Genomic DNA, 20,279 nt, shown 5'->3' with positions numbered 1-20,279 from the left:
CCAAACCGGGCCGCGCAAACTCGCCTGCCCACAAGATCCACGCAGGTCAGCGGAGATGTCGTCCGACGAGCGCCGTCGCTTCCCAAGCTGAGAGCGCGAGTTCGATTCTCGTCACCCGCTCCACGATGAAGGCCCAGGTCAGAGACCCGGGCCTTTTTGCTGTGTGGGGTGATCAGCGGTCGCGTTTCCAGGCGGTCCACAAAGACCAGTGCCTCCCAGCGGTATCGATCAGCACCACCGCCGGCCTTGGGCCGGTGAGTGAGGCTCGTACGAGCCGACCAGCACGCCCATCTCCCGCACCTTCCCCGACCAGCCATCAGGCGTTCGCCACCGCCGGCGTTAGGCGTGCCGTGCTCCGCAGCGAACGGGAAGCGGTCAAGGCGAAAAAATCTGTGGATCTTCGCGGCAACCTTTTCGGCCTCTCGGACCACTCAGCGTTGTCCGGCCAAGTGGTCCGGTCAGATGCAACGGCTGAAAGAGAGCACAGGCATGTCCCTGGAACGAGAGCACAGACATGTCCCCCGCCCACCCACGTCATCGGTGGCGTCCCGCGCCGGCGGCCACCGTGCCGACGGCGGCGCGCGCGGTGGTCGCCCGAAGCATCGTGGCCGTCGGTTGCTCGCGCGTCGGGGTCTCTGGGCGGGTCTCGCCATGGTGGTCATGGCCGGCTCGGCTGTCGTGGTCAGCCAGGCCTCGGCGCAGCAGCCCCTGGATCTGAAGAAGTGGTACGTGCTGGTCAACCGCAACAGCGGCAAGGTGCTGGACGACCGCGCCTCCGCCACGAAGGACGGCGCGGCGGTGGTGCAGTGGAGCCGTCACGGCGGCGCCAACCAGCAGTGGCGGTTCATCGACGCGGGTGACGGGTACTACCGGCTGCAGAACCGGAACTCCGGCAAGGTGCTGGACGACCTCGGCTGGTCGAAGACCGCCGGCTCCGCCATCGTCCAGTGGAAAGACCTGAACGGCACCAACCAGCAGTTCAAACTGGCCAAGTCGCCGGACGGCTACGTGCGTTTGATCAATCGCTTCAGCAGCATGGCTGTCGATGTCCACAACGCCGCCAAGGCCGACGGGGGCGACGTCGTCCAGAACCGCGACCGGGGCGGCGCCGATCAGCAATGGCAACTCGTCCCGGCCGGGAGTGTCGGCACGCAGCCGTCGTCTCCCACACCCGGTCACGCCGGCTCGACGACACGCTTCATGGGCAGCAGCACGGTGCTCATCGGCGGCTCGATGTCCGACGCCTCGGCGGCCGCCGCGCCGTTCGACGTGCGGTACGCCTATGTGCACAGCCAGCCCGCGCCCTCGTCGGACTACTACTCGGCAGCGCGCTGCCACGACGCGTGGTCGGGCTGGTGGGGCTGCTGGAACGGCAGCACCACGGCGCCCGGCACTTACGTGACCTGGCGGGACACCGTGGCGGCCCAGGCGACGTACAAGGGCAGCCCGCGTCCGCAGAAGATGCTCTGGACCTGGTACTCGTTGCGCGACCTCGGGGATGCGGCAGGCCAGGGCGACGGCCCGGGCGAGGTCAAGGCCATCAACCGGCTTGACCTGCTCACCCGGTACCTGAACGACTACCGTTTCTTCCTCCAGAAGATCGGCACGTCGCACGACGCGATCGACCTTGAGCCCGACTTCTGGGGCTACGTCCGGTCGCTCGGCAATCCGCACCAGGTTCCCGCACAGGTCTCGGGCGCAAATCCGACGGATTGCGGATCGCAGGAGAACAGCGCCGCCGGACTCTCCCGCTGCCTGATCTCGATGGCGCACAAGTACGCGCCGAACACCGCCGTGGGGCTGCACCTTTCCTGCTTCGACTGGCAGACCAACACACAGGCATGCGTCAAGGACTACGCGAACCTCGGGGCACAGAACGCCGACTTCCTGGTCACCGATGTGTCGGACCGCGACGCAGGCTGGTACGCACAGCCGGCCCACGGCGGCAGTGACCACTTCTGGACCGACCAGAAGGCCGCCGCCGCGCTGCAGTTCTACAAGACGATGGCCGAGTCCGTGGGCAAGCCGGTGGTCCTGTGGCAGATCCCCGTGGGCAACATGGCGCAGAACAACACCCTCAACCACTACAAGGACGACAAGGTGGACTGGTTCTTCACACACATGGACCAGGTGGCAAACGCCCATGTCGCCGGCCTGTTCTTCGGTCCAGGGCAGCAGGAACAGACCACGGTCGAGTCCGACGGCGGAAACCTGATCAACAAGACGATCGCCTATCACAACTCGGGGGGTACAGCACTCAAGTAGGCGAAGCTGACGAAATGCGCCCCCATCTCTTCGATGGGGCGCATTTCGTCATCGATCGTGCTGACAGGTGACGGCGGGGAAGCCGAGTTCGACCGCGAGGCCGGGACAGTGCGGGCCGTCCCGGTCGATGAATGCGCCGATGTGGCGGAAGGTGAATGCGGCCCGGGACGCCGGCGCCCACACCGCGCACGACCAAGAGCCCACCCATCAGCCCGACAAGCCTCGCCGAGCCTCCGCCTGGTCCAAACGATTGGAACCCCAGCCGGCGCACGGCTGGGGTTCCTCGAGGCGGTGAGTAGCGGTCAGCAGGTGGAGGTGCCCACGCCGTAGACCGCTCGTCTACGCGCCGGTGCACCGCGCCCGATCGCCATCACCGTGGATCAGGCGGGTCAGCGCTGCAGGGTGAGGACGCCCGGCCGCCACGGCAGTCGGTCGTAGGGGCCGGTCGCGGTGGGGGACTTGCCCTGGTAGAGGAACTGCAGGTGGCAGGGGTCGATGGTCATGGTCTGGTCGGGGTTGTTGCGGACCAGGTCACCGTGGCTGATGTCGTTGGTCCAGGTGGCACCGCTGTTGGCCTTGCCCGCGAACGGGTTGCTCTCGCCGGCGGCCTGCGGGGTCCAGGAACCACTCAGGCTGGTGGCGGTGAACGAGCGGAAGTAGCGCTGCTCATTCGCACCCCGAGCCTCAACGATCATGAGGTACTGGTTCTGGCCCTGAACCTTGTAGACCTGCGGCGCCTCGAACAGGTTCTTCGTCGAATCGCTCATGACCGTCGTGTACGACGAGCCGAAGTTGCCCGGGAAGTTCCCGATCGGCATGCTCGTCCGGTAGATCTTGCCGTTGTCGCCGGCGAAGAACAGGTACATGTTCTGGCCATCAGCGATCAGGGTCTGGTCGATCGGGCCGGTGGCGGATTCGGTGCGGGGGATGCTGCCGGTGAACAGCGGCTGCGGCGCGGACCAGCCGTTGGGGTCGGTGGGGTCGCTCGACGTGCGGTAGACGAAGGGCGACGCGCCCCACTGGGACGCCAGCACCCAGATGTTCTTGGGCGCGAAGTAGAACAGTGTGGGTGCCACCGCTTTCTGGCTCATGCCGGTCTGGCCGGCCGACACCATGTCCGCCCAGTTCGTGAAGGGCTTGAACATCATCGAGCCGTACGACGATCCCGACACGCTCGACGCGTAGACCAGGTGCTTGCCGTTGTACGTCACGGTGGTGAAGTCCTTCACCGCGTCCCACCCGTTCGCCGGCTGCGCCAACGCACCCGTCGAGCTCCACCGGTAATTCGACGGAAGAGCACACGTGGCGCCCGTCCGCGTGGGCATTGTCGGGGCCGACGTCGACGTCCTGAAGTTCCAGTGCTGGTTGGCGCCGCCGCCGTTGGAGTCCCAGATCTGGACGGGGGTGCCGTTGGCGGTCTTGCCGCCGGGGGTCTCCAGGGCTCGGCCGCTGGCGACGTTGGTGAGGGTGTAGGAGCCGTCGCTGTTCCGGGCCGCCTTCCAGCGCTGGTTGGCGCCGCCGTTGGAGTCCCAGACCTCCATCCTGGTCCCGTTGCCCGTCTGGTCGCCCGGCTCGTCCAGTACCCGGCCGCTGGCGACGTTGGTCAGCGTGTAGGAGCCGTCGCTGTTCCGGCCGGCACGCCACTGCTGGTTGGAGGCACCGCTGGCGTCCCACACCTGGAGCGGGGTGCCGTTGCCGTTGTGTCCCGCGGGCTCCTCGAGAACGCGTCCGGCGGCCACCTCGGAGAGCGTGTAGACGGTCCCGGAGGTGATGCCCCCGCCCGGCGTGGCGCCGCTGCTGCCGCCCAGGGCGGTGAGCACCGCGCCGTAGGCGGGCTTCTTGTTCCCGCTGTTGTCGAACAGCAGCGGGTTCTCCCCGGTGCGCCAGGAGTCGCTGTCGCGGATGCCCCACACCGTGATGCCCGTGCAGCGAGCGACGTTGAGGCAGTCCTGCACGGTGTTGGCGTACGCGGTGGCGGACGCCTGGGCGATGTCGAGTTCGGTGATCTGTACGTCCACGCCGAGCGCGGCGAACTTGGACAGCGTGGTCTGGAAGCTGGCCGGCGGGCCGCCGGCGCCGAAGTGGCTCTGGAAGCCGACGCAGTCGATGGGCACACCGCGGGACTTGAAGTCCTTGACCATCGCGTAGACGCCCTGCGTCTTGGCGTCGGTCCAGTTCTCGATGTTGTAGTCGTTGTAGCAGAGCTTGGCGGAGGGGTCGGCGTTCCGGGCCGTGCGGAAGGCTTCCTCGATGAAGCCGTTGCCCAGCACGTCCTGGAAGACCGAGCTGCGGTGCTGACCGCTGCCACCGTCGGCGAACGCCTCGTTGACCACGTCCCAGGCGTAGATCTTGCCCTTGTAGTGGGTCATCTCGGTGGTGATGTGGTTGTCCATCACACTGCGCAGGGTGTTGGCGTCGGTGATGGACTTGACCCAGCCGGGCAGCTGGGAGTGCCACACCAGGGTGTGGCCGCGCATGCGCTGGCCGTGCGCGGCGGCGTGGCCCACGATCGAGTCGGCCGGGCTGAAGTTGAAGTTCCCGCGGGAGGGTTCGACGGTGTCCCACTTCATCTCGTTCTCCGGGGTGATCATGTTGAACTCCCGGTCGAGAATGGTGGAGTACGTCGAGTCGCCGAGCCTGCCCGAGGACACTGCCGTGCCGAAGTAGCGGCCGCTGCCGGCCGCCGCGGCGGCCAGGGTCGGTGTGCGGGCCTCCGGCGTGCGTGCGGCCAGCGCGACCAGCGGTACGGCGGCACCCGCGGCGGCGAGGACCACGGCGGCGGCGAGCACGCGGCGGGTGGCCGGACGGCGGCGATGAGAGCGGTTCTGATCTGACAACGGCATGTCCTTCTGGCACAGCGGGCCTTGATCCGGACCCGGTTACCTGCCAGTTGCCGCCACGCACACAAAGGTTGCCGCGATCGAGGGAAGAGTTTTCACGGCCGCTGTCACCGTCCCTACCCAGTTCCACGGCGACCCGCTGGCCACCATGGAGGCCACGTACGCCGACGGGACCAACGTCGGCCCGGCCGACTGGACCCCGTCCCAGCAGTGCGGGTACTTGTTCTCCCATCGAGCTGTGCGGCAAGGGGACTCGTCCCCTTGCCGCACAGCGGCGTTCACCGGGTCGGGACGAACCCTCCCCGGACCGACGCGGAGCCGCCCGGACCCTGCGCGTCGACGCGGTAGCCGTCGCCCGCGGCACTGCGCACGCCGGTGCCGTTGTTGAACTGGGCGGCAAACTCATAGCTCCCGGCCGGCACGGTGCGGCCCGGCTTGAGGACCCAGCGGTAGACCAGCGTGCCGTCGGCCTCCTGAGCGGTGACGGTGAAGTCAGCACTCGGCAGGGTCTGCCAGGTGCCGGTGTTCTTCACCCCGCCGGTCTGCACGATCCGCATCTCGATCGTGAGCGAGGTGAGCGGCCGGGTCGTCTTGAGGGCGAGGTTGCTCTGCGTCCAGTAGACGGTGCTGTGCGGGTCCACCGAGCCGGCCGACCACAGCGGCCCGTTCTGGCTCTCGCCGGCGGCCGGCGATGGACTGGTGGCCGACGGAGTCGGGCGCGCGCTGCCCGGGGTGGTGGCCGGGGCCGGCGCGACAGGGGTGGGGCGGGTCGATGTCGGGGGCGGGGAGCTGACGGTCGGGGACGGGGTGGCAGGCGTGGTCACGGTGGCCGACGGCGACGAGTGCGCGACGATGGCGGCGACGGCGAGGCCGCCGGTCGCCAGGATGCCGGTGGCGGCGAGCCCGGCGAGCGCGAGCCTGGCCCCAGACCTCGCGAACGGCCGCGCGCGGTGACGGACGGCGGGGCCGGCCATGCCGCGTTGCACCCGGGCCAGCATCCGCGCGCGGTCGGGCCGGTGGGCCTCGGCGGCCTCGCGCAGCTGACGGGCGATCTCGTCGTTCACCGGTTCCTCCTCCCTGTCACCAGGTCCCCGGCCCCTCGTGCCCCCAGTATCCTTTCCAGCTCGGCCATTCCCTTCGAGGTCTGGCTCTTCACCGTGCCGACCGATATGCCCAGCGCTGCCGCCGTGTCCTTCTCCGACAGGTCGAAGGCGTGCCGCAGCACCACGCAGGCGCGCTTGCGGAAGGGCAGCCGGGCGAGCGCCGCGCGGACGTCCAGCACGGCCGCCATGTCCGGCCCCTCCACCTTCTCGGGGCTGCGGGACCAGAACAGCGTGATCCGGAGTCGCTCGCGCACCGCGCTGCGGATGCGTCCTCGCGACAGGTTGGCCACCACACCGCGGGCGTAGGCGAGCGGGTGGTCGGCCTGCCGCAACCGGTCCCAGCGCTGCCACAGGGCGACCAGGGCATCCGCCGCGAGGTCGTCCGCCGCGTCGGTCTCGCCGGTCAGGAGGTATGCCAGACGGGCGAGTTCGGCATAGTGGCGTTCGAAGAATTCGTGGAACTCCGCGGACGCGTCGTCGAGGAGCATCCCTCCGTCGCCCTCTCCTGGCGATGATGTGCGCGTTAGTTGCATGTTTAACAACGGGGGCCGCAGCCTAACAGTGCCCGGCCCGGGATTCGAACGGCGGTCGTGCTCGGTTGCGGACCGGTGAAGGCTGTCCGGCGGGCTGGTCAATGCCGGGCGAACTGGACGCCCGTCGGCTGCACGGCGGTGCCGTCGACGGTCAGCCGCTCCCCGTAGATGTCGGTGATCCTGACACCGGTCCCGCTCCCGGGGGGACGGCACGCCAGCACCCGACGACCAGCAGCGCCAAGGGAATGCCCGTGACCAGTCCGCGCCTACGGTTGCGGCGCGGCGACATGGTGATCGGCCGTGCTGCTGCGACTGGCCTATTTCGGCGTCACGAACGCGTTCGCCATGCTGCGTCTCCTGGCGATGAGCGACAGGGACAAGGACGTCGAGATCCTCGTCCTGCGCCATCAGATCACCGTCCTGGACCGCCGACTCGGCAAGAAGAGGGTGCGGTTCCACCCGGGTGATCGGGGCGTTCGTGGCGGCGCCGCTGCACCAGCTCCCGAAGGATGTGCTGCCCAGGCTGCGGTTGCTGATGCGTCCGGACACGGTGCTGCGGTGGCACCGCGACCTGCTCGCGCGCCGCCACGTCGCCGCCTCCCAGCAGCCTCATGGGGCTTATCGGGTCGTGAGTGAGACTCGATGAGTGGCCGCCAGCAGGGCACTCCTGATCAGTCCCGAACCCCCAGACGAACTTTTGGACAGCGTGTTGAGGGTTGCCCCTTGCTGCCGAGGCGTCCGCGTCGTAACCCGCCCGAGTGGGAACCGCCTGGCCGCCAGCTGCTCCTTTGCCCTCCAGGACGCTGGCTTCGTGCGCGCGCGATGCGTGAGCGGACTGGCCGGCACGGAGCGTCATGCGCGGGATTGAGTGCACGGCCCGCATGTTGTTGACCAGGGAAAACAACATCAGATAGCACCGACGAGCGCACCCGGCAAGGATTCGATCCCACTCCCAAAGCGGGTGTCGAACTCTGTCGAGGCATTGGATGAGGGCAGCGCAGAGGATCTTCGACGCCTCTGCACTGACCCGGCTGCTCTGCTCGGCCGAACGCGGCCGCCCGCTGGGCCACCGCTGCCCTCGGACCGCATACGCTGTCACAGGAGTGTGCATCTGCAATGGAGAACCGCCATCCAAGCGCCGTCGCTTCCCGAGCTGAGAGCGCGAGTTCGATTCTCGTCACCCGCTCCAGAGAGAAACCCCAGGTCAGCGACCTGGGGTTTGCTTATTGTCTAGGCCAATTTGAGGGCGGTGTGCCCTCTCCCACCAGGCCCCGGCGATCGCCTGAGGGGGGCCGGGGACGGCGACACACCTCCTGTGCGCTACGGTGGCTCGCTTTTGTCGTGTACACCTATGGGGGGACTGATGCGGCGAACCGCAGCGGTCGCGAGTGCCGTCACCGTGCTCGTACCGCTTCTCCTGGCCGGCGCTTCCACGGCGTCGGCCGCGGCCACGGGGTCGCTCACCGTCAGGACGTTGGACCGCAGCGGCAAGGCGGTCTACGCGCAGGTGGCGGTCTACAACACCAAGACGTACGACTTCCGCTACATCGAGGGGAACAAGAAGACCTCTCTGCCCAACGGGAGTTACGAGCTCGCCACGTCCTTCGTCGGCGGCAACAGCGAGGACGCCGTCGTCGGCGGTCACAGCGTGAAGGTCTCCGGGGCGACGACGACCACCTTCGACGGGCGCAAGGGGCGTGCCGTCAAGGTGTCCCTCAGTCCCGACCCCGGCAGCGGGTACGACCACACGGTCACCGCGGCGGTCTGCGCCAGCGACAACAGCCCCGCCACCATGAGCATTTCGGCCGATGCGGGTGACCTCTACGCCATCCCGAACACCAGCACGGCGTACGAGATGTCCTACGGCACCACGTACGAACCGCGGTCGACGACCGGCGGAGACTTCTGGCTGGCGTCCGCCACGCACAGCCGCGGTGTGCCGTCCGGGGTGTCCGCGGTGCTGAAGAGGTCCGGACTGACCAACCTCAAGGTGTCCGCCCGTTCCGGCCCCGACAGCGGACAGGCGCGGTTCTCGTTCGACGGCGAGTCGACGAGCGGCGGCGACTGCTCGTCCGCCACGAACACCCTCGACTTCCAGCGCGACCTGCCCAACTCCTTCAGCGTGCACGTCCCGGCGGGCCAGTGGCAGGTGATGCAGGACAGTCACGACCTCATCTACGACGGTTTCCACAAGTATGCGGCCGGCAAGACCACCTCGCTGTCCCTCGGCCACGCGGTGTGGGGGCCCGGAGGGAAACTGCCGTACACCTGGTACCACCAGCTGTACTTCGGGAACGACAACCCGTTCGCCGACCCCGACTTCACGGGAGGCGGTGTCCTGGCCTCCGGCACCCTGAAGCTGACCCACGCGGGGAAGACGCTCTACAAGCACGACTTCACCCCCTCGACGCAGCTCGATCCGCATCCACGGATCCCCGGGTCGGGTTGGTACACGCTCACCGAGACCGCCCACCGAACCGGCCTGCCGTCCGGCTCGTTGTCGACCTCCTCCAGCCTCTCCCTGCACTTCTACGCCGACGCCGGCAAGAACCAGCAGATCCGGGACTACATCACCCGGTTCTGGCCCGAGGCGTTGAACTCCAGGAACCAGGCGGCCGCCGGGTCGACCACGACCGTCGACCTGGGTATGCAGCGGCTCGGCACGGATGACAGCACGATCGGCCGGTTGTCGGACGGCGTGAAGTCCGTGCGTGCCTGGTACACCACCGACAACGGCGCCCACTGGAACGCCACCACCGCGAAGCTGTCCGGCGGCAAGTGGACCATCGCCGTCCACAACCCGACCTCCGGCCCCGGCCGCGTCGGCCTGCGCTCGACGGTCACCGACACCCACGGCGACAGCTCGACGACGACGGTGTACAACGCGTACGCGGTGAGCTGAGGGCCGTCGGCCCTGCCGCTGTCACACTGGCGGCCCGCCCTGGGGCTTTCCCGGACGGGCCGCCCACCGCTACGAGGACGATCGCAGCCCGGCGACCGTCCTGCGCGCCATGTTGTCCCGTAGCCGCGGCGTTCATCAGGCGTACGAGGTCGTACGGGCCGGCCGACGCGGTGAAAGGCTTTACGAGGTCGACGAAAAGGGGGCACGGGTCTTCTCGTCCGGGGGTGAGCCGCGCGAACTGACCGACGCCCTGATACGCCACGCCTACAACGGCGAGTCGACCACGGACTTTCCCCCAGCCGCCGGCTTCACAGCGGCGAGTCGCCACTGGGCGGACGTGCGAGCGAAGGTCGAAGAGTTGACGAAAGCCGTGGAAGCCATGGCAGTCGTCCCCGTCGATGAAGGCGGACGCAGCCTCGTCGAAAGGGACGGCTGGGACGACGCACAGATCGCGGAGCTGCGGCGGAGACTCGACCGGAGCGACCGCAAGCTGGCCGCCTGGGCGGACACGTACGACTTCAACAGACAAGCTGCTCAGGAGTAGGCGGACGAGGACCAGACATCCTGACAAAATCCTCAAGCAGAGATCGGCGCCGCACAGGAGAAGGCGGGGGCGAGCCCCGGCCCGCGACACGCTGTACCTGTCGGGCGGCAAGGCGCGCCTCAAGCGATGTCGTGGATGTTGTGCTCACTCAGGCCGGACGCGTGCCGGGCAATGGCCCGGTAGTCGGCATCGTCGTGGAGTACAGCCAGACCGTGGTGAGCAGCGGTGGCGGCGATGACGAGGTCCACCGCCGAGGCGCTGCGATGCTCCCCCGCCTGGGCCATACGGTGTTGCACCGCACCGATCCAGCGCCCCGCGTTCTTCGGTACCGACACGTCGGGGTAGAGATCTGTGAACATCTCCGCGATCTCGTCGTACTCGCGTCCGTTCCGGGCACTGTGGAGAAACTCGGTGCGTTGCACGTAGCAGGATGCGATGGCTCCGGCGTCGATCGCGTCGTACCAGACCGATTGCAGTTTTGGATCCCGGAGCAGCCGCACCAGGCCGGACGTGTCGAGCAAGTAGATCACCGGCTACGCTTCTCCGCCCTGTGCAGGCGCTCGGCGTCCTCGACGGCACCCCACTCACGCGCACGCTCGAAGTGACGGCTGATGCGCGCCGCACGCTCCTGTTGCTCGGCGTAGAAGTGCAGAGCGAGATTGACCGCCTCCTTCTTGGTCCTGACCTTGGCCAGAGCCATGGCGCGCTCCAGGGCGTCGTCATCGATGTCGATCTGCGTCACAGACATGCGCACCTCCCACGCGATGTTGGTGATGTACATAGAAGAATACGTCACCAACATCTACGAGGCCACGCCTGAGCGTCAATCTGCAGTCGCAACGGACACTCCGGATCAGCGCGGCAGACGATGCCGGCCGGTCGACGGGAAGCGCTGCGCGCACGTATTACCCGGCCGCTGATGGTGCCCGTGCCCGTAGCGTGCCCGTAAGAGCGGACAGCCACGGTCAACAGCGGCGTGTCAGACCCGCGCAACGGTGCCGGCGCGACGAAACCGCGCAGGTCAGCCGCCATCCGACCGTGCAAGCGCCGTCGCTTCCCAAGCTGAGAGCGCGAGTTCGATTCTCGTCACCCGCTCCAGAAGAAACCCCAGGTCAGTGGCCTGGGGTTTGTTTGTTGTCCAGGCTGGTTCGGCCGGGCTCCTGGAGGGCGCCGTTCAGGGACCGTTCGACCCGCTCGGCGTCGACCTCCGGCAGGCCGGCGAGGAAGTCGATGTAACGGCTGGTCGCGCGCTCGTAGTTGGTCACGGCCACGGTCAGGCCGTCGGCGCGGGACTCGCCCCGGCCCGGGCCCTCGACGGGGAGGGCCACGATAGCGCGCAAGGTGCAGTAGCGCCCGGCCGCCGTAGATGCAGTCCTCCTTGATCATGTCCATCCATGCAATCGCGACGGCTGCGCTCAGTCGACCTACGCGTCGACGAACCCCGGGCGCGGAGAAGGCGGAGGAGGCACGACGGCCACGAGGTGCCACCCCATCTCCTCGGTCAGCTCGTCGCACAGGCGGCCCCGAGCCCCTGATCAGTGAACCGGGCCTCGGCCGCGGAGACGGCATCATGTGCTTCACCGACGGACTGATCGAGGAACACCAGGCCGGCGGTGAGGAACTCCGTGCGTAACAGCTCATCGGCTGGGTGGACCGCAGGACCGTACGGCGCAAGAGGTCCGGGCGGTTGCCCCCTCCCTTTCCCACACGCTCAAGCGGGCGCGAGGCGGGATCACGACGGACGACGCGACACTCCTGCTGATCGAGTGGCGCGGCTCCGGCTGATCGGACGCGCGGACGGCGCCTGTCGCGCGCGTCGTCCGTGCACCGGCTGATGATGGGAGTACGGCCGAACCCGCGGAGCTGATCATGACGGGTTGGCGTGTCAGGGACTACTCCCAGGACGATCTCGAGGCGGTGGTCCGTGTCGATGCGGAGAGCGGAACGACCGGGGAGCCGCCTCTCTTCCCGCTCTCGGACGCCGTGGCGGCCCTCCAGGCCCTCCACCCGGCGGTGGTGGCCACGGCGGACGACGTGGTGGTCGGCGTCGCAGTGAGCAGAGTGGAGGGCGACCGTGCATGGATCCTGCGCATCTGCATGGCACCTGCCTGGCGGCAACGGGGGCTGGGCAGTGCCCTGATCACAGCCCTTGAGCAACGGCTCTTCGCAGACGGCGTCCGAACGGTGTACGCGGGCCTGCCCGAGGGCGAGACAGGTGCCGCCGCTCTGCACAACTGCGGCTTCGGTGCCCGCTCCGGCCTGGTCCTCTTCACGAAGCGCGGACCGGTGACCTCGCAGTCGGCCGGGGTGCTGTCCTCGCTCGGAGCGGAGCTGACGGTCGGCGGACTGTGGCAGAAGGTCGCAGGCATGCACAGGGAGAAACAGCTCATCGAACGCCGCCTCGTCCTGCCCTTGGCCCATCCCGAACTGGCCGCCCGGCACGGAGTGGAACTGCCACGGGCGGTGATGCTGTTCGGTCCGCCCGGGACCGGCAAGAGCACGTTCGCGCACGCGATCGCCAGCCGCCTGGGGTGGCCCTTCCTCGAGCTGTTCCCCGCGCGTCTGGCCGCCGAGTACGGCCTGGCGAGCGGCCTGAGCCGTCGCTTCGATGAGATCGCCCAGCTCGACCACGTACTCGTCTTCATCGACGAGGTCGAGGAGGTCGCCGGGACGCGCAGCGGTGCGGACGCGACCGCGGTCGGCGTCGTCAACGAGCTGCTCAAGGCGATCGTGCGGTTCCGGAGCCAGGAGGGGCGACTGCTCGTCTGTGCCACGAACAACGTGACCACGCTCGACCCGGCCTTCCTGCGGCACGGCCGCTTCGACTACGTGCTGCCCATCGGCCCTCCCGACCACACCGCCAGGACCGCACTGTGGAAGAGCTACCTGGCCCGAGCGGGCGCCGAGGCCGACAGCGCGGCACTGGCGTCCGCCAGCGAGGGGTTCACCCCGGCCGACATCGCCCACGTGGCGCGAACCGTCTCCCAGGCCCAGTTCGAGCGCACCTTCGACACCGGAACCCGGACCGCCCCCACCACCGACGACTACCTGGACACGATCCGCGACACCAAGCCCACGGTCAGCGCCGCCATGGCCCAGGAATTCGCCCAGCAGACGGAGGAGTTCGCCCGCATCTAGCGTCCTGGCTCGCGGGGATCGCGTCTGCGGCGCGGGGGTGTCAGGTCGGCGGAGACGGCAGGTCGCTGCCGGCGTCGATGTCGATGAGGATCTGCTCGGCCTCGGTGACGTTGTCGGCCCGGACGGCCCTGGCCATCGCGGCGCGTGCCGCGTCAGGCGCCGTGTCCGGTGGGACCACCAGCAGGGAGAAATGGTCCCGGTCTCCTCGGGTGATGAGGACGGTGTCGTCACCGACCGGGAAGGAGTCGATGTGCACGACCCGGCCGTCGACCGTCAGCCGTGTCGGCAGTTCGTCCCAGGTGCCGGCGTCGAGTCCGACGCGGGTGACAGGTCCGAGATGCTCGGTCAACGCGGTGATCAGCGCGGGAAGCTCGGCACCGATGTCCCGGGACCGCGGCCACCAGGCACCGTCCAGGATTCCCTCGCGTGCATGTGTCGTCTCCAGCCTCAGCAGGGCCGTCCCGGGTCTCACCGACTCGTGGACGGCGTCCGGCAGGAACCTGGGAGTGCCGGACGTGTCGGAGTCGGTCATGGCGTCCGCCCGTCCTTCGCATGCCGGTCGCACGCCCCGCGGCGGCCGCACTGCCTCGGTGGACGCGGCTCAGCCACGTTCCTCCTCCCGTGTCTCCATCTGCCGGATCCCCTGGTGCGTCAGCGTGATCATCGCGGGCGTGTTGCCCCTTGCCCAATCGACGACGACCCAGCCTTCGCCCGCCAGATACGTACAGGCAGCGGCCAGATCCTGCTCGGGAATACCAAGGTCGTTGCGGAGCTTCACCCCATCGACGCCCAGGAGCCGATTGCCCTCGGCGGCTTCGTACACAGCCCGCATGATCTTCTCGCGATACGTCTTCCGCTCGCGCAGTGTTGTCATGACGTGCCGTCCTTCGCCGTCCTCAGTCGTGCCGAAGTCGATGTCTTCCGCGGTCGCCGTCGCGGTGGGGCGGGTCGGAGCAATCGCGTCCACCGCCGCCCGGCGGTGCCTCCGGGGCCAACGGCCGATCCCCGGCAGGGCATCGCCGTAGTGGAAAGCGGCGATCCGTGCGGCGTGCTGAGCATTGAGCCGGTGGATCAGAACGACTCCGATGGCGATCACGACAAGCAACACAGCCGCGGCGATGAGCGTCACGGCTCTCTCACATCCCTTGGCCGGAGGGCGGACGGCCGCCCTGGCAAGCCGTGTGCCGCGGCAGGGCCGACGCCCGAGATGCCCCGCCATCGGTCTCCCACGCTTCTTCCCGGCTTCGGGCATCGACGCTGTCTGCCTCTTCCCGGCCGCCGGCGCCTTCCAACCTGCCCGGAACCGGGCGCGCCCGTGTCAGCGAGAAGCGGGCCGGCGGCGAAGGTGCGCGCTCACTCGGTGTCGTACGGTTGATGGTCACGTTCATGGCGCGGACCTGCCCCCGGGCTCGTCTGCGACAGCCCGGCGTTGTTGATCACCGGGAACGACACCCGCGTAGGAGCCGGTGCGCGAAAGACTCCCGGTGCCTTCAGCCTACTCCGCTTCCGAGCCCGAAAATGTGCGTATGACCAGCGATTTTCCTCACTCTGGAGCGACTGGTCAGAGCCAGTACAGCGGTGTCGCGCAGGCGCCGTCGTGTCGCCCGCGCGGCCGGGTACTCGCAAAGGGACCATCGGGGCACCGATGTCTCCGTGGCCCTTGGGCCGGAGGCCCCGGCGGCGGTGTGGTCTGTGCAGGGAAAGGCGGCGGCGTGGTGGACGGCGTGAGGCCCGACGGAGAGCGGGAGTGGCGGCTGTCGGCAGCGGAGCCGGGTCTGTGGCAGCACGTGGTCGAGCAGCTGGGTACGGCCGTGGTCGTGATGGACCCGGCGGGGCTGATCGTCACGGTCAACCCGGCCGCCGAGCGGCTGCTGGGGCGGGCGGCAGCGGCGATGTACGGGCAGGATCTGCATGACCTGTGCCACCGGGACCCGGGAGGCACCCGGATCCCCCGAGAGCGCTGCCCGCTGCTGCGGGCACTGGTCGAGGGGCGTTCGGCGCGCGGGGACGACGACAGGTGCCTGCGGGGTGACGGACGGCTGATCCCGATCTCCTGGTCGGCCACGCCTCTGACGGACGACGGCGTCTCCCAGGGCATGGTCGTGCTGGTCGTCGAGACCGCGGAGGACCGCCGTGCCCGTAGGGAACGCGCGGAACGGGCGGAGCAGGCAGAGCGGGCGGAACAGGCGGAACGGGTGGAACGAGCCGCCCATACGAGCGCTCTGGAGAGTCTCACCGAGCGGTTGACACTCGTCGCGGAGATCACCGACGTGCTCGGCCAGACCCTGGAGGTGGACGAGGCCCTCGCTCGGCTGAGCCGGCTTCTGGTTCCCCGCCTGGCCGACTGGGCGGTGGTGGATCTACGGGTCGGCTCCCATCAGGTACACCGGGTGGCGGTGACCGGCCCCGAGGGCCGTGACGCCGGACAGGAGGACTGGCGTGGTCGTCTTCCGTCGGCCGGGGAGACGGCCCACTCGCCCCTGGTCCAGGTGCTGAACGGAGGCGGTCCCGTCCTGCAGGACCGGGCGGACATGGACGCACCGCCCGACTCCCCCCTGGCCGCCGTCCACAGTGCCTTCCTCGAAGCAACCGGCGCGGCATCCGTCATCACGGTGCCACTGGGCGCCAGACGGCAGGTCACCGGTGCCCTGACACTGGTGCGCACCGACCCGGCACGCCCCTTCGGCACCGGCGATGTGGACGTGGTGAGCGACATCGGCCGCCGGGTCGGCCTCGTCATCGACAACGCCCGCCGGTTCGGCCGCCAGCGCGCCATCGCCGAGGCCATGCAGCGCAACCTCCTCCCCCCGCTGCCCCAGCCCGGCCGGATCCAGCTGGCCGCCCGGTACCAGCCCGCTCCGGCCGGCTCGCAGGTCGGTGGCGACTGGTACGACGCGTTCACACTGAGGGATGGCACGCTCGCCCTGGTCATCGGCGACGTCGAGGGCCACGATCTGACCGCCGCGGCCGGCATGGCGCAGTTGCACGGCATCCTCCGCTCGCTCGTCTGGGACCACACCGAGCCGACCGGTGCCGTCGTGGACCGTCTCGACGACGCCATGCACGCCATCACGACCGTGCCGACGGCCACCCTCGTCCTCGCCCGGGTGGAAGGCCCGGACACCGGCCCCTGGACGCTGCGCTGGACCAGTGCCGGGCACCCGCCACCCCTGCTGCTGACGCCCGACGGGAACGCGCAGTACCTCGAAGCCGGGCAGGGACTGCTCCTCGGAGCCGACCTGGCCGCCGGCGGTCATCGGCCGAGCGCCGCCCACGCGCTGCCGCCGGGATCCACGCTCCTGCTCTACACCGACGGCCTGATCGAGGTTCCCGGCAGCGACCTGGACACCGGGCTCGGCCGACTGCGCCGCCATGTCCTCACCCTCGCCCACGAACCGCTGGACACGCTGTGCGACCAGCTGTCTTCCCGGATGCCCCCCGGCAGCACCGACGACATCGCCCTCCTCGCCCTGCGCCTGCCCATGCCCTGACCGGGTCCGAGGCACGATCGACGACAGGGGTACTCATGTCCCCGGAGCCAGCACCAGAACGCGGAACGGGCCGGGCGGCAAGGCCGTAAGGGCGTCGTCTCCGGCGTACTGCCAGCCCCAGGACCGCAGTGTCTCAATGGTCCCGTCGTCCCAGGCGTCCACCAGGGTGACGCCGAGCGCGGCGCCGTGGTCGGCGAGCAGTCGCCGCTGCAGGCGCCGGGCGAGGTTCCAGACATGGTCCCGGTACTCCCGGCGTACGCGAGGCGGGACGACGATTCCGGAGACGACGAAGAGCCGCCCGGAGGCGGCGCGGCGGAGCAGCTTCCCCGGAAGATGTCCGTCGAAGCCCTCCTCCCACCACGGACCGGCGCCGTCCGCGGGAAAGCCGTAGGCGCATCCGGTCAGGGCGGTGGTCTCCGCGATCAGCAGCGAGAACCCCGGGCGTCGTGCGTCGGCCGCGAGGTGGCGCAGAAAGGCGGCCCGCGCCTGGTTCCACGCCCATGGGTCGCCACCGGAAACCTCCGCGTACAGGTCGCCCAACTCCTGCAGGCGGTCCTCGACCTGACCACGCGTCAGCGGGCGGACACGTTCTGCCACCTGGGGCGAGGACCTGCGCTCCGCCTTCGGCGGGCCCGGCACGCGGGTCCGCGGCCTGCCCCGTGCGGGCCGGAGCGCGGGAAGGGCCAAGGTCGTCGGGAGGAACACGTGCGCGGTCATGGCCAACCCTGCCCCGGGCACGGACGAAGGCCGACCCGGCGTCGCCGATCCCCGAGAACGGCACCGGTGTCGGAGGCGGTGCGCGGCGTGCCCTCGGTGTCTCCACCGTACTCCCGGCCGGGCCCGCCTCGGCGGCCCGGCGGCCGACGACGACTGCGGCGGTCGGCGCCGACAACGGCACCGATCTTCCGGGAGCTGTCGCTGCCTTCCGGGCCGAGCCGGCTCGCGCGGCCACCGGGCCCGGGCGACCGGCAAGCGGCCGGACGGCCATGGCACGCACGGCCGGCCTCACCCGGCATACCCTTCAGAGGAGGGCCGCCGTGGAAACGCGTCGCACCCCCCGCACCGTCGCCCGGCGTGTCGGGCAGCGACCGGATTCGTGGTTCGTAACCGTCGCCTGCCAGGAGGTTCGTATGGAGCAAGAGCCCTTGCCCTCCGAGGGTCACGCCGAGGTCCGCATCGTCGCCGCGACACCAGAGGTCGCCCGGCGCGTCGCCGCAGTGCTCCGCCACTGCTTCGCCTCGACCGAGCAGCGCAGCTACCCCGCCGGCCACGGAGGAGGGACCCGGCTCCATCTCACCCTCGACACCGCGCACGCCGCGGAACCCGCACGGTCCTGGCTGGCGACCAGCGAATCGACAGATCAGGACCGGACACACGCAGATGAGGTGTGACCCGGGTCCGTGAAGCCACGAGGATCCGCCGTCGCGTCCGTCCCCGCGCGGCCGTCACCTCGGAGAACGACAGCCATGACGAAACTCCGCGAACGCAAGAACAACCGGGCGGCGGTCCTGCGATCCCTGTACGGGGCCGTCGAACTCAATCGCCCCGAGGTCAGCGGATCGGCGCTCCGCGCCGAGCTGGGCATTCCCGACGAGGACCTCTCCGCCGCCTGCGCCTATCTGGCTGACGAGGGCCTGATCAGCGTGGACTGGACCTCGCACCGGACCCCTGCCGCCGTCTCGCTGACGCACGAGGGTATCCGCCTGATGGAGGAACAAGAGGAGGAGGAAGAAGAAGAGGAAGAGGAGGAGGAACAGGACGATCGGGACAGGACGGAGAAGACACCGTCGGACGACTGACCCGCCCGCTTCTCCTCGGCCGGGAGTAGCCTGACCGTACCGAGAGCTTTTCGCGCAGCGCGACCGGCGGTGCCGTTCCCGGCGAGTGACGAAACGGGCAGTCGTCCCACGGCTCCCGGGACGGGACCGCACGATGGAACGCAGCAGAACGCCGGCTGAAGGCGTACCCGCGGCCGACGCGCAGACGTACCGCATGCCCCTGCCTCGCCTGACCCTCACCCCGGACGTGAGCCATGGCCCGCTGGACGGGGCCTGGTGGCCGCGCTGCGACGCGCTGGAACTCGAACTGCCTTCGCTCGTCGGCTCGTTGGAGCCGGACCCGGGCGCCGCGGTACGGGTCACCGTGGACCCCGCCGAATGGCGCGACGCCCCGCACACGGTCATGGCGCCCGGCGGGGCGATCGCCGTGGAGCCGACCGAACCCGGAAGCGAGTCGCACGTCATCACCCTGGACTGCGGCACCGTGGGACGCTGGGTGCTCCTGGTCGTCCCGCCCGAGGAGCCCGCCGGAACAGCCGCCCGGCTGCTGGCCGCCGCTGCCGACCCCGAAAACCTGCTGACCGCCGCGCGGATGCTGGCGCTCGCCGAAACGGGTCGACCGGTGGACACGACCGGGGAGACGGAATGAGGCACGCGGCTCCTTGGGAGCCCGCGGCAGGGACGGCCGACCGACCTCAACTACCGTCTTTGCGCGAGCCGTTGACCACCCAGGACGAAGCGCCCACGCCCTTCGAGGAGTGCCGTATCGTCCGCGCACACGGCGAACTGGACGCGCAGACCGTGGCGCCACTGGTCCGCGCCCTGGCCGAGGCCCGCGCGGACCGGCCCGGACGGCTCCTCCTCATCGTGGACCTGAGCGAGGTGACCTTCACCGACTGCGGCATCCTGACGCCACTGTGCGAGGCGTGGTCCGACTGCCGCGCCCGGGGCGGCTGGATGCGCATCGTCTACGACAACCACACGACCGACCTGGCCTTCCGTCACGCCGGCCTCCTCGGCCACTTCCCCGCCTACGCGAGCGCACAGGACGCCTGGGAGGGACGAACGGCCGGCTCCGGCGCGCCGGAGGCACCAGGACGGCACAGCTGACCGCGGCGATCCGAGCCACGGCGTCCTCCGCTTGCGCTCTCCCGGCGGCCGAAGCACGCCGTCCGGCCGGGAACGACGTACCGCGCCGAACCACTCGACAGGACACCTCATGACGAGCGACCGCCTACGGCCCCCGCCGCCCGCCCCGCCTCTCCTGCGCCTGTACCTCGCACCCGAGAGCACCGTGCCACGCCGTATCGACGGGGCCTGGTGGCCGCGCACCGTCGATCTCCCGGCAGAACTCCCGCAGCTGCTCTCCGGTCTGCCCCATGCCTGGGGCCAGATCGTCAGCGTCCTGGTCAACGGCGCGGTGGGGACCGGGGCGCCGGGCCGCATGCTCGTCCGCGACCAGGTCGTCCGGTTGCGCAGGGCCACCACGGCGCACGCGCCGAGCACCGTCGTCCTGATGGCACCCGGCCATGGGCGCAGGGACCTGCTGGTCGTCCCGCCGGAGGCCACCGAACGGGCCGCCGTCTCGCTCATGTCCGCAGCCGGGCTGACACCGGAGCAGGGCGACTTCGCGAGCTGAGCACGCCAGCCGGAGAGGGGATATCTGCCACGGCGAGACCACATGT

20 protein-coding genes and 1 pseudogene are annotated in these 20,279 nt (G+C 69.6%); 11 read left to right on the top strand and 10 right to left on the bottom strand.

Features of this window, described 5'->3' with window-relative positions; all coding sequences use genetic code 11:
* Positions 1 to 203 precede the first annotated feature (203 nt).
* Positions 204 to 303, bottom strand: a pseudogene (locus ACFYZZ_RS24610) (flavoprotein); the annotation flags it as partial.
* Positions 304 to 660: 357 nt separating this feature from the next.
* On the opposite strand from ACFYZZ_RS24610, the gene ACFYZZ_RS24605 reads away from it, so the two are divergent.
* Positions 661 to 2,265, top strand: coding sequence for an RICIN domain-containing protein (locus tag ACFYZZ_RS24605; RefSeq protein ID WP_389179670.1), 1,605 nt, complete (start codon positions 661 to 663; stop codon positions 2,263 to 2,265).
* Positions 2,266 to 2,654: 389 nt separating this feature from the next.
* Here ACFYZZ_RS24605 and ACFYZZ_RS24600 read toward each other — a convergent pair whose 3' ends face one another.
* Positions 2,655 to 5,108, bottom strand: coding sequence for a non-reducing end alpha-L-arabinofuranosidase family hydrolase (locus ACFYZZ_RS24600; RefSeq protein ID WP_389179668.1), 2,454 nt, complete (start codon positions 5,106 to 5,108; stop codon positions 2,655 to 2,657).
* 40 nt (positions 5,109 to 5,148) lie between these two features.
* Between ACFYZZ_RS24600 and ACFYZZ_RS24595 the strand changes: the two genes are divergently transcribed.
* Complete coding sequence (locus ACFYZZ_RS24595; protein ID WP_389179807.1) at positions 5,149 to 5,493, top strand: hypothetical protein; 345 nt, start codon at positions 5,149 to 5,151, stop codon at positions 5,491 to 5,493.
* On the opposite strand, the gene ACFYZZ_RS24590 is transcribed toward ACFYZZ_RS24595, so the two are convergent.
* Positions 5,384 to 6,169 carry a hypothetical protein gene (locus ACFYZZ_RS24590; protein WP_389179665.1) on the bottom strand — a complete coding sequence of 262 codons (786 nt, stop codon included), beginning with the start codon at positions 6,167 to 6,169 and terminating at the stop codon, positions 5,384 to 5,386. The two genes, ACFYZZ_RS24595 and ACFYZZ_RS24590, sit on opposite strands and share 110 nt — an antisense overlap.
* Positions 6,166 to 6,696: a SigE family RNA polymerase sigma factor gene (locus ACFYZZ_RS24585; protein WP_389179662.1), complete on the bottom strand. Its 531-nt coding sequence runs from the start codon at positions 6,694 to 6,696 to the stop codon at positions 6,166 to 6,168. The genes ACFYZZ_RS24590 and ACFYZZ_RS24585 overlap by 4 nt, the downstream gene beginning before the upstream one ends.
* Positions 6,697 to 8,104: 1,408 nt before the next feature.
* On the opposite strand from ACFYZZ_RS24585, the gene ACFYZZ_RS24580 reads away from it, so the two are divergent.
* Together ACFYZZ_RS24580 and ACFYZZ_RS24575 are read left to right on the top strand one after the other, a co-directional pair.
* Positions 8,105 to 9,643, top strand: a complete 1,539-nt coding sequence (locus ACFYZZ_RS24580; RefSeq protein WP_389179659.1) for a hypothetical protein — start codon at positions 8,105 to 8,107, stop codon at positions 9,641 to 9,643.
* A 109-nt stretch (positions 9,644 to 9,752) separates the two neighbouring features.
* On the top strand, positions 9,753 to 10,187 hold the full coding sequence (locus ACFYZZ_RS24575; RefSeq protein ID WP_389179656.1) for a hypothetical protein: 435 nt from the start codon (positions 9,753 to 9,755) through the stop codon (positions 10,185 to 10,187).
* 119 nt (positions 10,188 to 10,306) lie between these two features.
* Here the strand turns inward: ACFYZZ_RS24575 and ACFYZZ_RS24570 are convergent, their stop codons facing one another.
* From ACFYZZ_RS24570 to ACFYZZ_RS24560, 3 genes are all read right to left on the bottom strand, one after another.
* Positions 10,307 to 10,717 carry a PIN domain-containing protein gene (locus tag ACFYZZ_RS24570; protein ID WP_389179653.1) on the bottom strand — a complete coding sequence of 137 codons (411 nt, stop codon included), beginning with the start codon at positions 10,715 to 10,717 and terminating at the stop codon, positions 10,307 to 10,309.
* A complete protein-coding gene (locus ACFYZZ_RS24565; RefSeq protein WP_389179650.1) occupies positions 10,714 to 10,935 on the bottom strand; it encodes a type II toxin-antitoxin system VapB family antitoxin in 222 nt (73 codons plus the stop codon). The genes ACFYZZ_RS24570 and ACFYZZ_RS24565 overlap by 4 nt, the downstream gene beginning before the upstream one ends.
* 364 nt (positions 10,936 to 11,299) lie before the next feature.
* On the bottom strand, positions 11,300 to 11,515 hold the full coding sequence (locus ACFYZZ_RS24560) for a hypothetical protein (protein WP_389179647.1): 216 nt from the start codon (positions 11,513 to 11,515) through the stop codon (positions 11,300 to 11,302).
* A gap of 541 nt (positions 11,516 to 12,056) precedes the next feature.
* On the opposite strand from ACFYZZ_RS24560, the gene ACFYZZ_RS24555 reads away from it, so the two are divergent.
* On the top strand, positions 12,057 to 13,325 hold the full coding sequence (locus ACFYZZ_RS24555) for an ATP-binding protein (protein WP_389179644.1): 1,269 nt from the start codon (positions 12,057 to 12,059) through the stop codon (positions 13,323 to 13,325).
* A 40-nt stretch (positions 13,326 to 13,365) separates the two neighbouring features.
* On the opposite strand, the gene ACFYZZ_RS24550 is transcribed toward ACFYZZ_RS24555, so the two are convergent.
* Positions 13,366 to 13,857 (bottom strand): DUF5994 family protein, encoded by a 492-nt coding sequence (locus tag ACFYZZ_RS24550; RefSeq protein ID WP_389179641.1) that lies wholly within the window; start codon positions 13,855 to 13,857, stop codon positions 13,366 to 13,368.
* A gap of 69 nt (positions 13,858 to 13,926) precedes the next feature.
* Positions 13,927 to 14,199 (bottom strand): hypothetical protein, encoded by a 273-nt coding sequence (locus ACFYZZ_RS24545; RefSeq protein ID WP_389179804.1) that lies wholly within the window; start codon positions 14,197 to 14,199, stop codon positions 13,927 to 13,929.
* 850 nt (positions 14,200 to 15,049) lie between these two features.
* Here ACFYZZ_RS24545 and ACFYZZ_RS24540 point away from each other — a divergent pair.
* Entirely contained in the window at positions 15,050 to 16,816 is a 1,767-nt protein-coding gene (locus tag ACFYZZ_RS24540) for a SpoIIE family protein phosphatase (RefSeq protein WP_389179638.1), read from the top strand.
* A 33-nt stretch (positions 16,817 to 16,849) separates the two neighbouring features.
* Here the strand turns inward: ACFYZZ_RS24540 and ACFYZZ_RS24535 are convergent, their stop codons facing one another.
* Positions 16,850 to 17,413: a hypothetical protein gene (locus ACFYZZ_RS24535; protein WP_389179636.1), complete on the bottom strand. Its 564-nt coding sequence runs from the start codon at positions 17,411 to 17,413 to the stop codon at positions 16,850 to 16,852.
* 533 nt (positions 17,414 to 17,946) lie between these two features.
* Here ACFYZZ_RS24535 and ACFYZZ_RS24530 point away from each other — a divergent pair.
* The 5 genes from ACFYZZ_RS24530 to ACFYZZ_RS24510 all read left to right on the top strand — a co-directional run bounded on the left by ACFYZZ_RS24530 (position 17,947) and on the right by ACFYZZ_RS24510 (position 20,233).
* Positions 17,947 to 18,207 carry a hypothetical protein gene (locus ACFYZZ_RS24530; RefSeq protein ID WP_389179633.1) on the top strand — a complete coding sequence of 87 codons (261 nt, stop codon included), beginning with the start codon at positions 17,947 to 17,949 and terminating at the stop codon, positions 18,205 to 18,207.
* Positions 18,208 to 18,282: 75 nt separating this feature from the next.
* Positions 18,283 to 18,615, top strand: coding sequence for a hypothetical protein (locus tag ACFYZZ_RS24525; protein ID WP_389179631.1), 333 nt, complete (start codon positions 18,283 to 18,285; stop codon positions 18,613 to 18,615).
* Between the two features lie 133 nt (positions 18,616 to 18,748).
* Positions 18,749 to 19,243: a DUF5994 family protein gene (locus tag ACFYZZ_RS24520; protein WP_389179629.1), complete on the top strand. Its 495-nt coding sequence runs from the start codon at positions 18,749 to 18,751 to the stop codon at positions 19,241 to 19,243.
* Between the two features lie 59 nt (positions 19,244 to 19,302).
* Positions 19,303 to 19,704 (top strand): STAS domain-containing protein, encoded by a 402-nt coding sequence (locus ACFYZZ_RS24515; RefSeq protein WP_389179626.1) that lies wholly within the window; start codon positions 19,303 to 19,305, stop codon positions 19,702 to 19,704.
* Between the two features lie 109 nt (positions 19,705 to 19,813).
* Positions 19,814 to 20,233 (top strand): DUF5994 family protein, encoded by a 420-nt coding sequence (locus ACFYZZ_RS24510; protein WP_389179623.1) that lies wholly within the window; start codon positions 19,814 to 19,816, stop codon positions 20,231 to 20,233.
* The last annotated feature ends 46 nt before the right edge of the window (positions 20,234 to 20,279 follow it).

Source organism: Streptomyces sp. NPDC001816 (assembly GCF_042892235.1).
GTDB lineage: Bacteria > Actinomycetota > Actinomycetes > Streptomycetales > Streptomycetaceae > Streptomyces.
Note: the sequence above shows the minus strand (reverse complement) of the source record. Positions and strands in the feature narration are given on the sequence as shown.

What these genes read in the sequence shown, in the direction of transcription:
- ACFYZZ_RS24605 (WP_389179670.1), top strand. Translation starts at nt 661, where the DNA reads ATGGCCGGCTCGGCTGTCGTGGTCAGCCAGGCCTCGGCGCAGCAGCCC.
- ACFYZZ_RS24600 (WP_389179668.1), bottom strand. Translation starts at nt 5,108, where the DNA reads ATGCCGTTGTCAGATCAGAACCGCTCTCATCGCCGCCGTCCGGCCACC.
- ACFYZZ_RS24585 (WP_389179662.1), bottom strand. Translation starts at nt 6,696, where the DNA reads ATGCTCCTCGACGACGCGTCCGCGGAGTTCCACGAATTCTTCGAACGC.
- ACFYZZ_RS24580 (WP_389179659.1), top strand. Translation starts at nt 8,105, where the DNA reads ATGCGGCGAACCGCAGCGGTCGCGAGTGCCGTCACCGTGCTCGTACCG.
- ACFYZZ_RS24575 (WP_389179656.1), top strand. Translation starts at nt 9,753, where the DNA reads ATGTTGTCCCGTAGCCGCGGCGTTCATCAGGCGTACGAGGTCGTACGG.
- ACFYZZ_RS24565 (WP_389179650.1), bottom strand. Translation starts at nt 10,935, where the DNA reads ATGTCTGTGACGCAGATCGACATCGATGACGACGCCCTGGAGCGCGCC.
- ACFYZZ_RS24555 (WP_389179644.1), top strand. Translation starts at nt 12,057, where the DNA reads ATGACGGGTTGGCGTGTCAGGGACTACTCCCAGGACGATCTCGAGGCG.
- ACFYZZ_RS24550 (WP_389179641.1), bottom strand. Translation starts at nt 13,857, where the DNA reads ATGACCGACTCCGACACGTCCGGCACTCCCAGGTTCCTGCCGGACGCC.
- ACFYZZ_RS24545 (WP_389179804.1), bottom strand. Translation starts at nt 14,199, where the DNA reads ATGACAACACTGCGCGAGCGGAAGACGTATCGCGAGAAGATCATGCGG.
- ACFYZZ_RS24530 (WP_389179633.1), top strand. Translation starts at nt 17,947, where the DNA reads ATGGAGCAAGAGCCCTTGCCCTCCGAGGGTCACGCCGAGGTCCGCATC.
- ACFYZZ_RS24525 (WP_389179631.1), top strand. Translation starts at nt 18,283, where the DNA reads ATGACGAAACTCCGCGAACGCAAGAACAACCGGGCGGCGGTCCTGCGA.
- ACFYZZ_RS24520 (WP_389179629.1), top strand. Translation starts at nt 18,749, where the DNA reads ATGGAACGCAGCAGAACGCCGGCTGAAGGCGTACCCGCGGCCGACGCG.
- ACFYZZ_RS24510 (WP_389179623.1), top strand. Translation starts at nt 19,814, where the DNA reads ATGACGAGCGACCGCCTACGGCCCCCGCCGCCCGCCCCGCCTCTCCTG.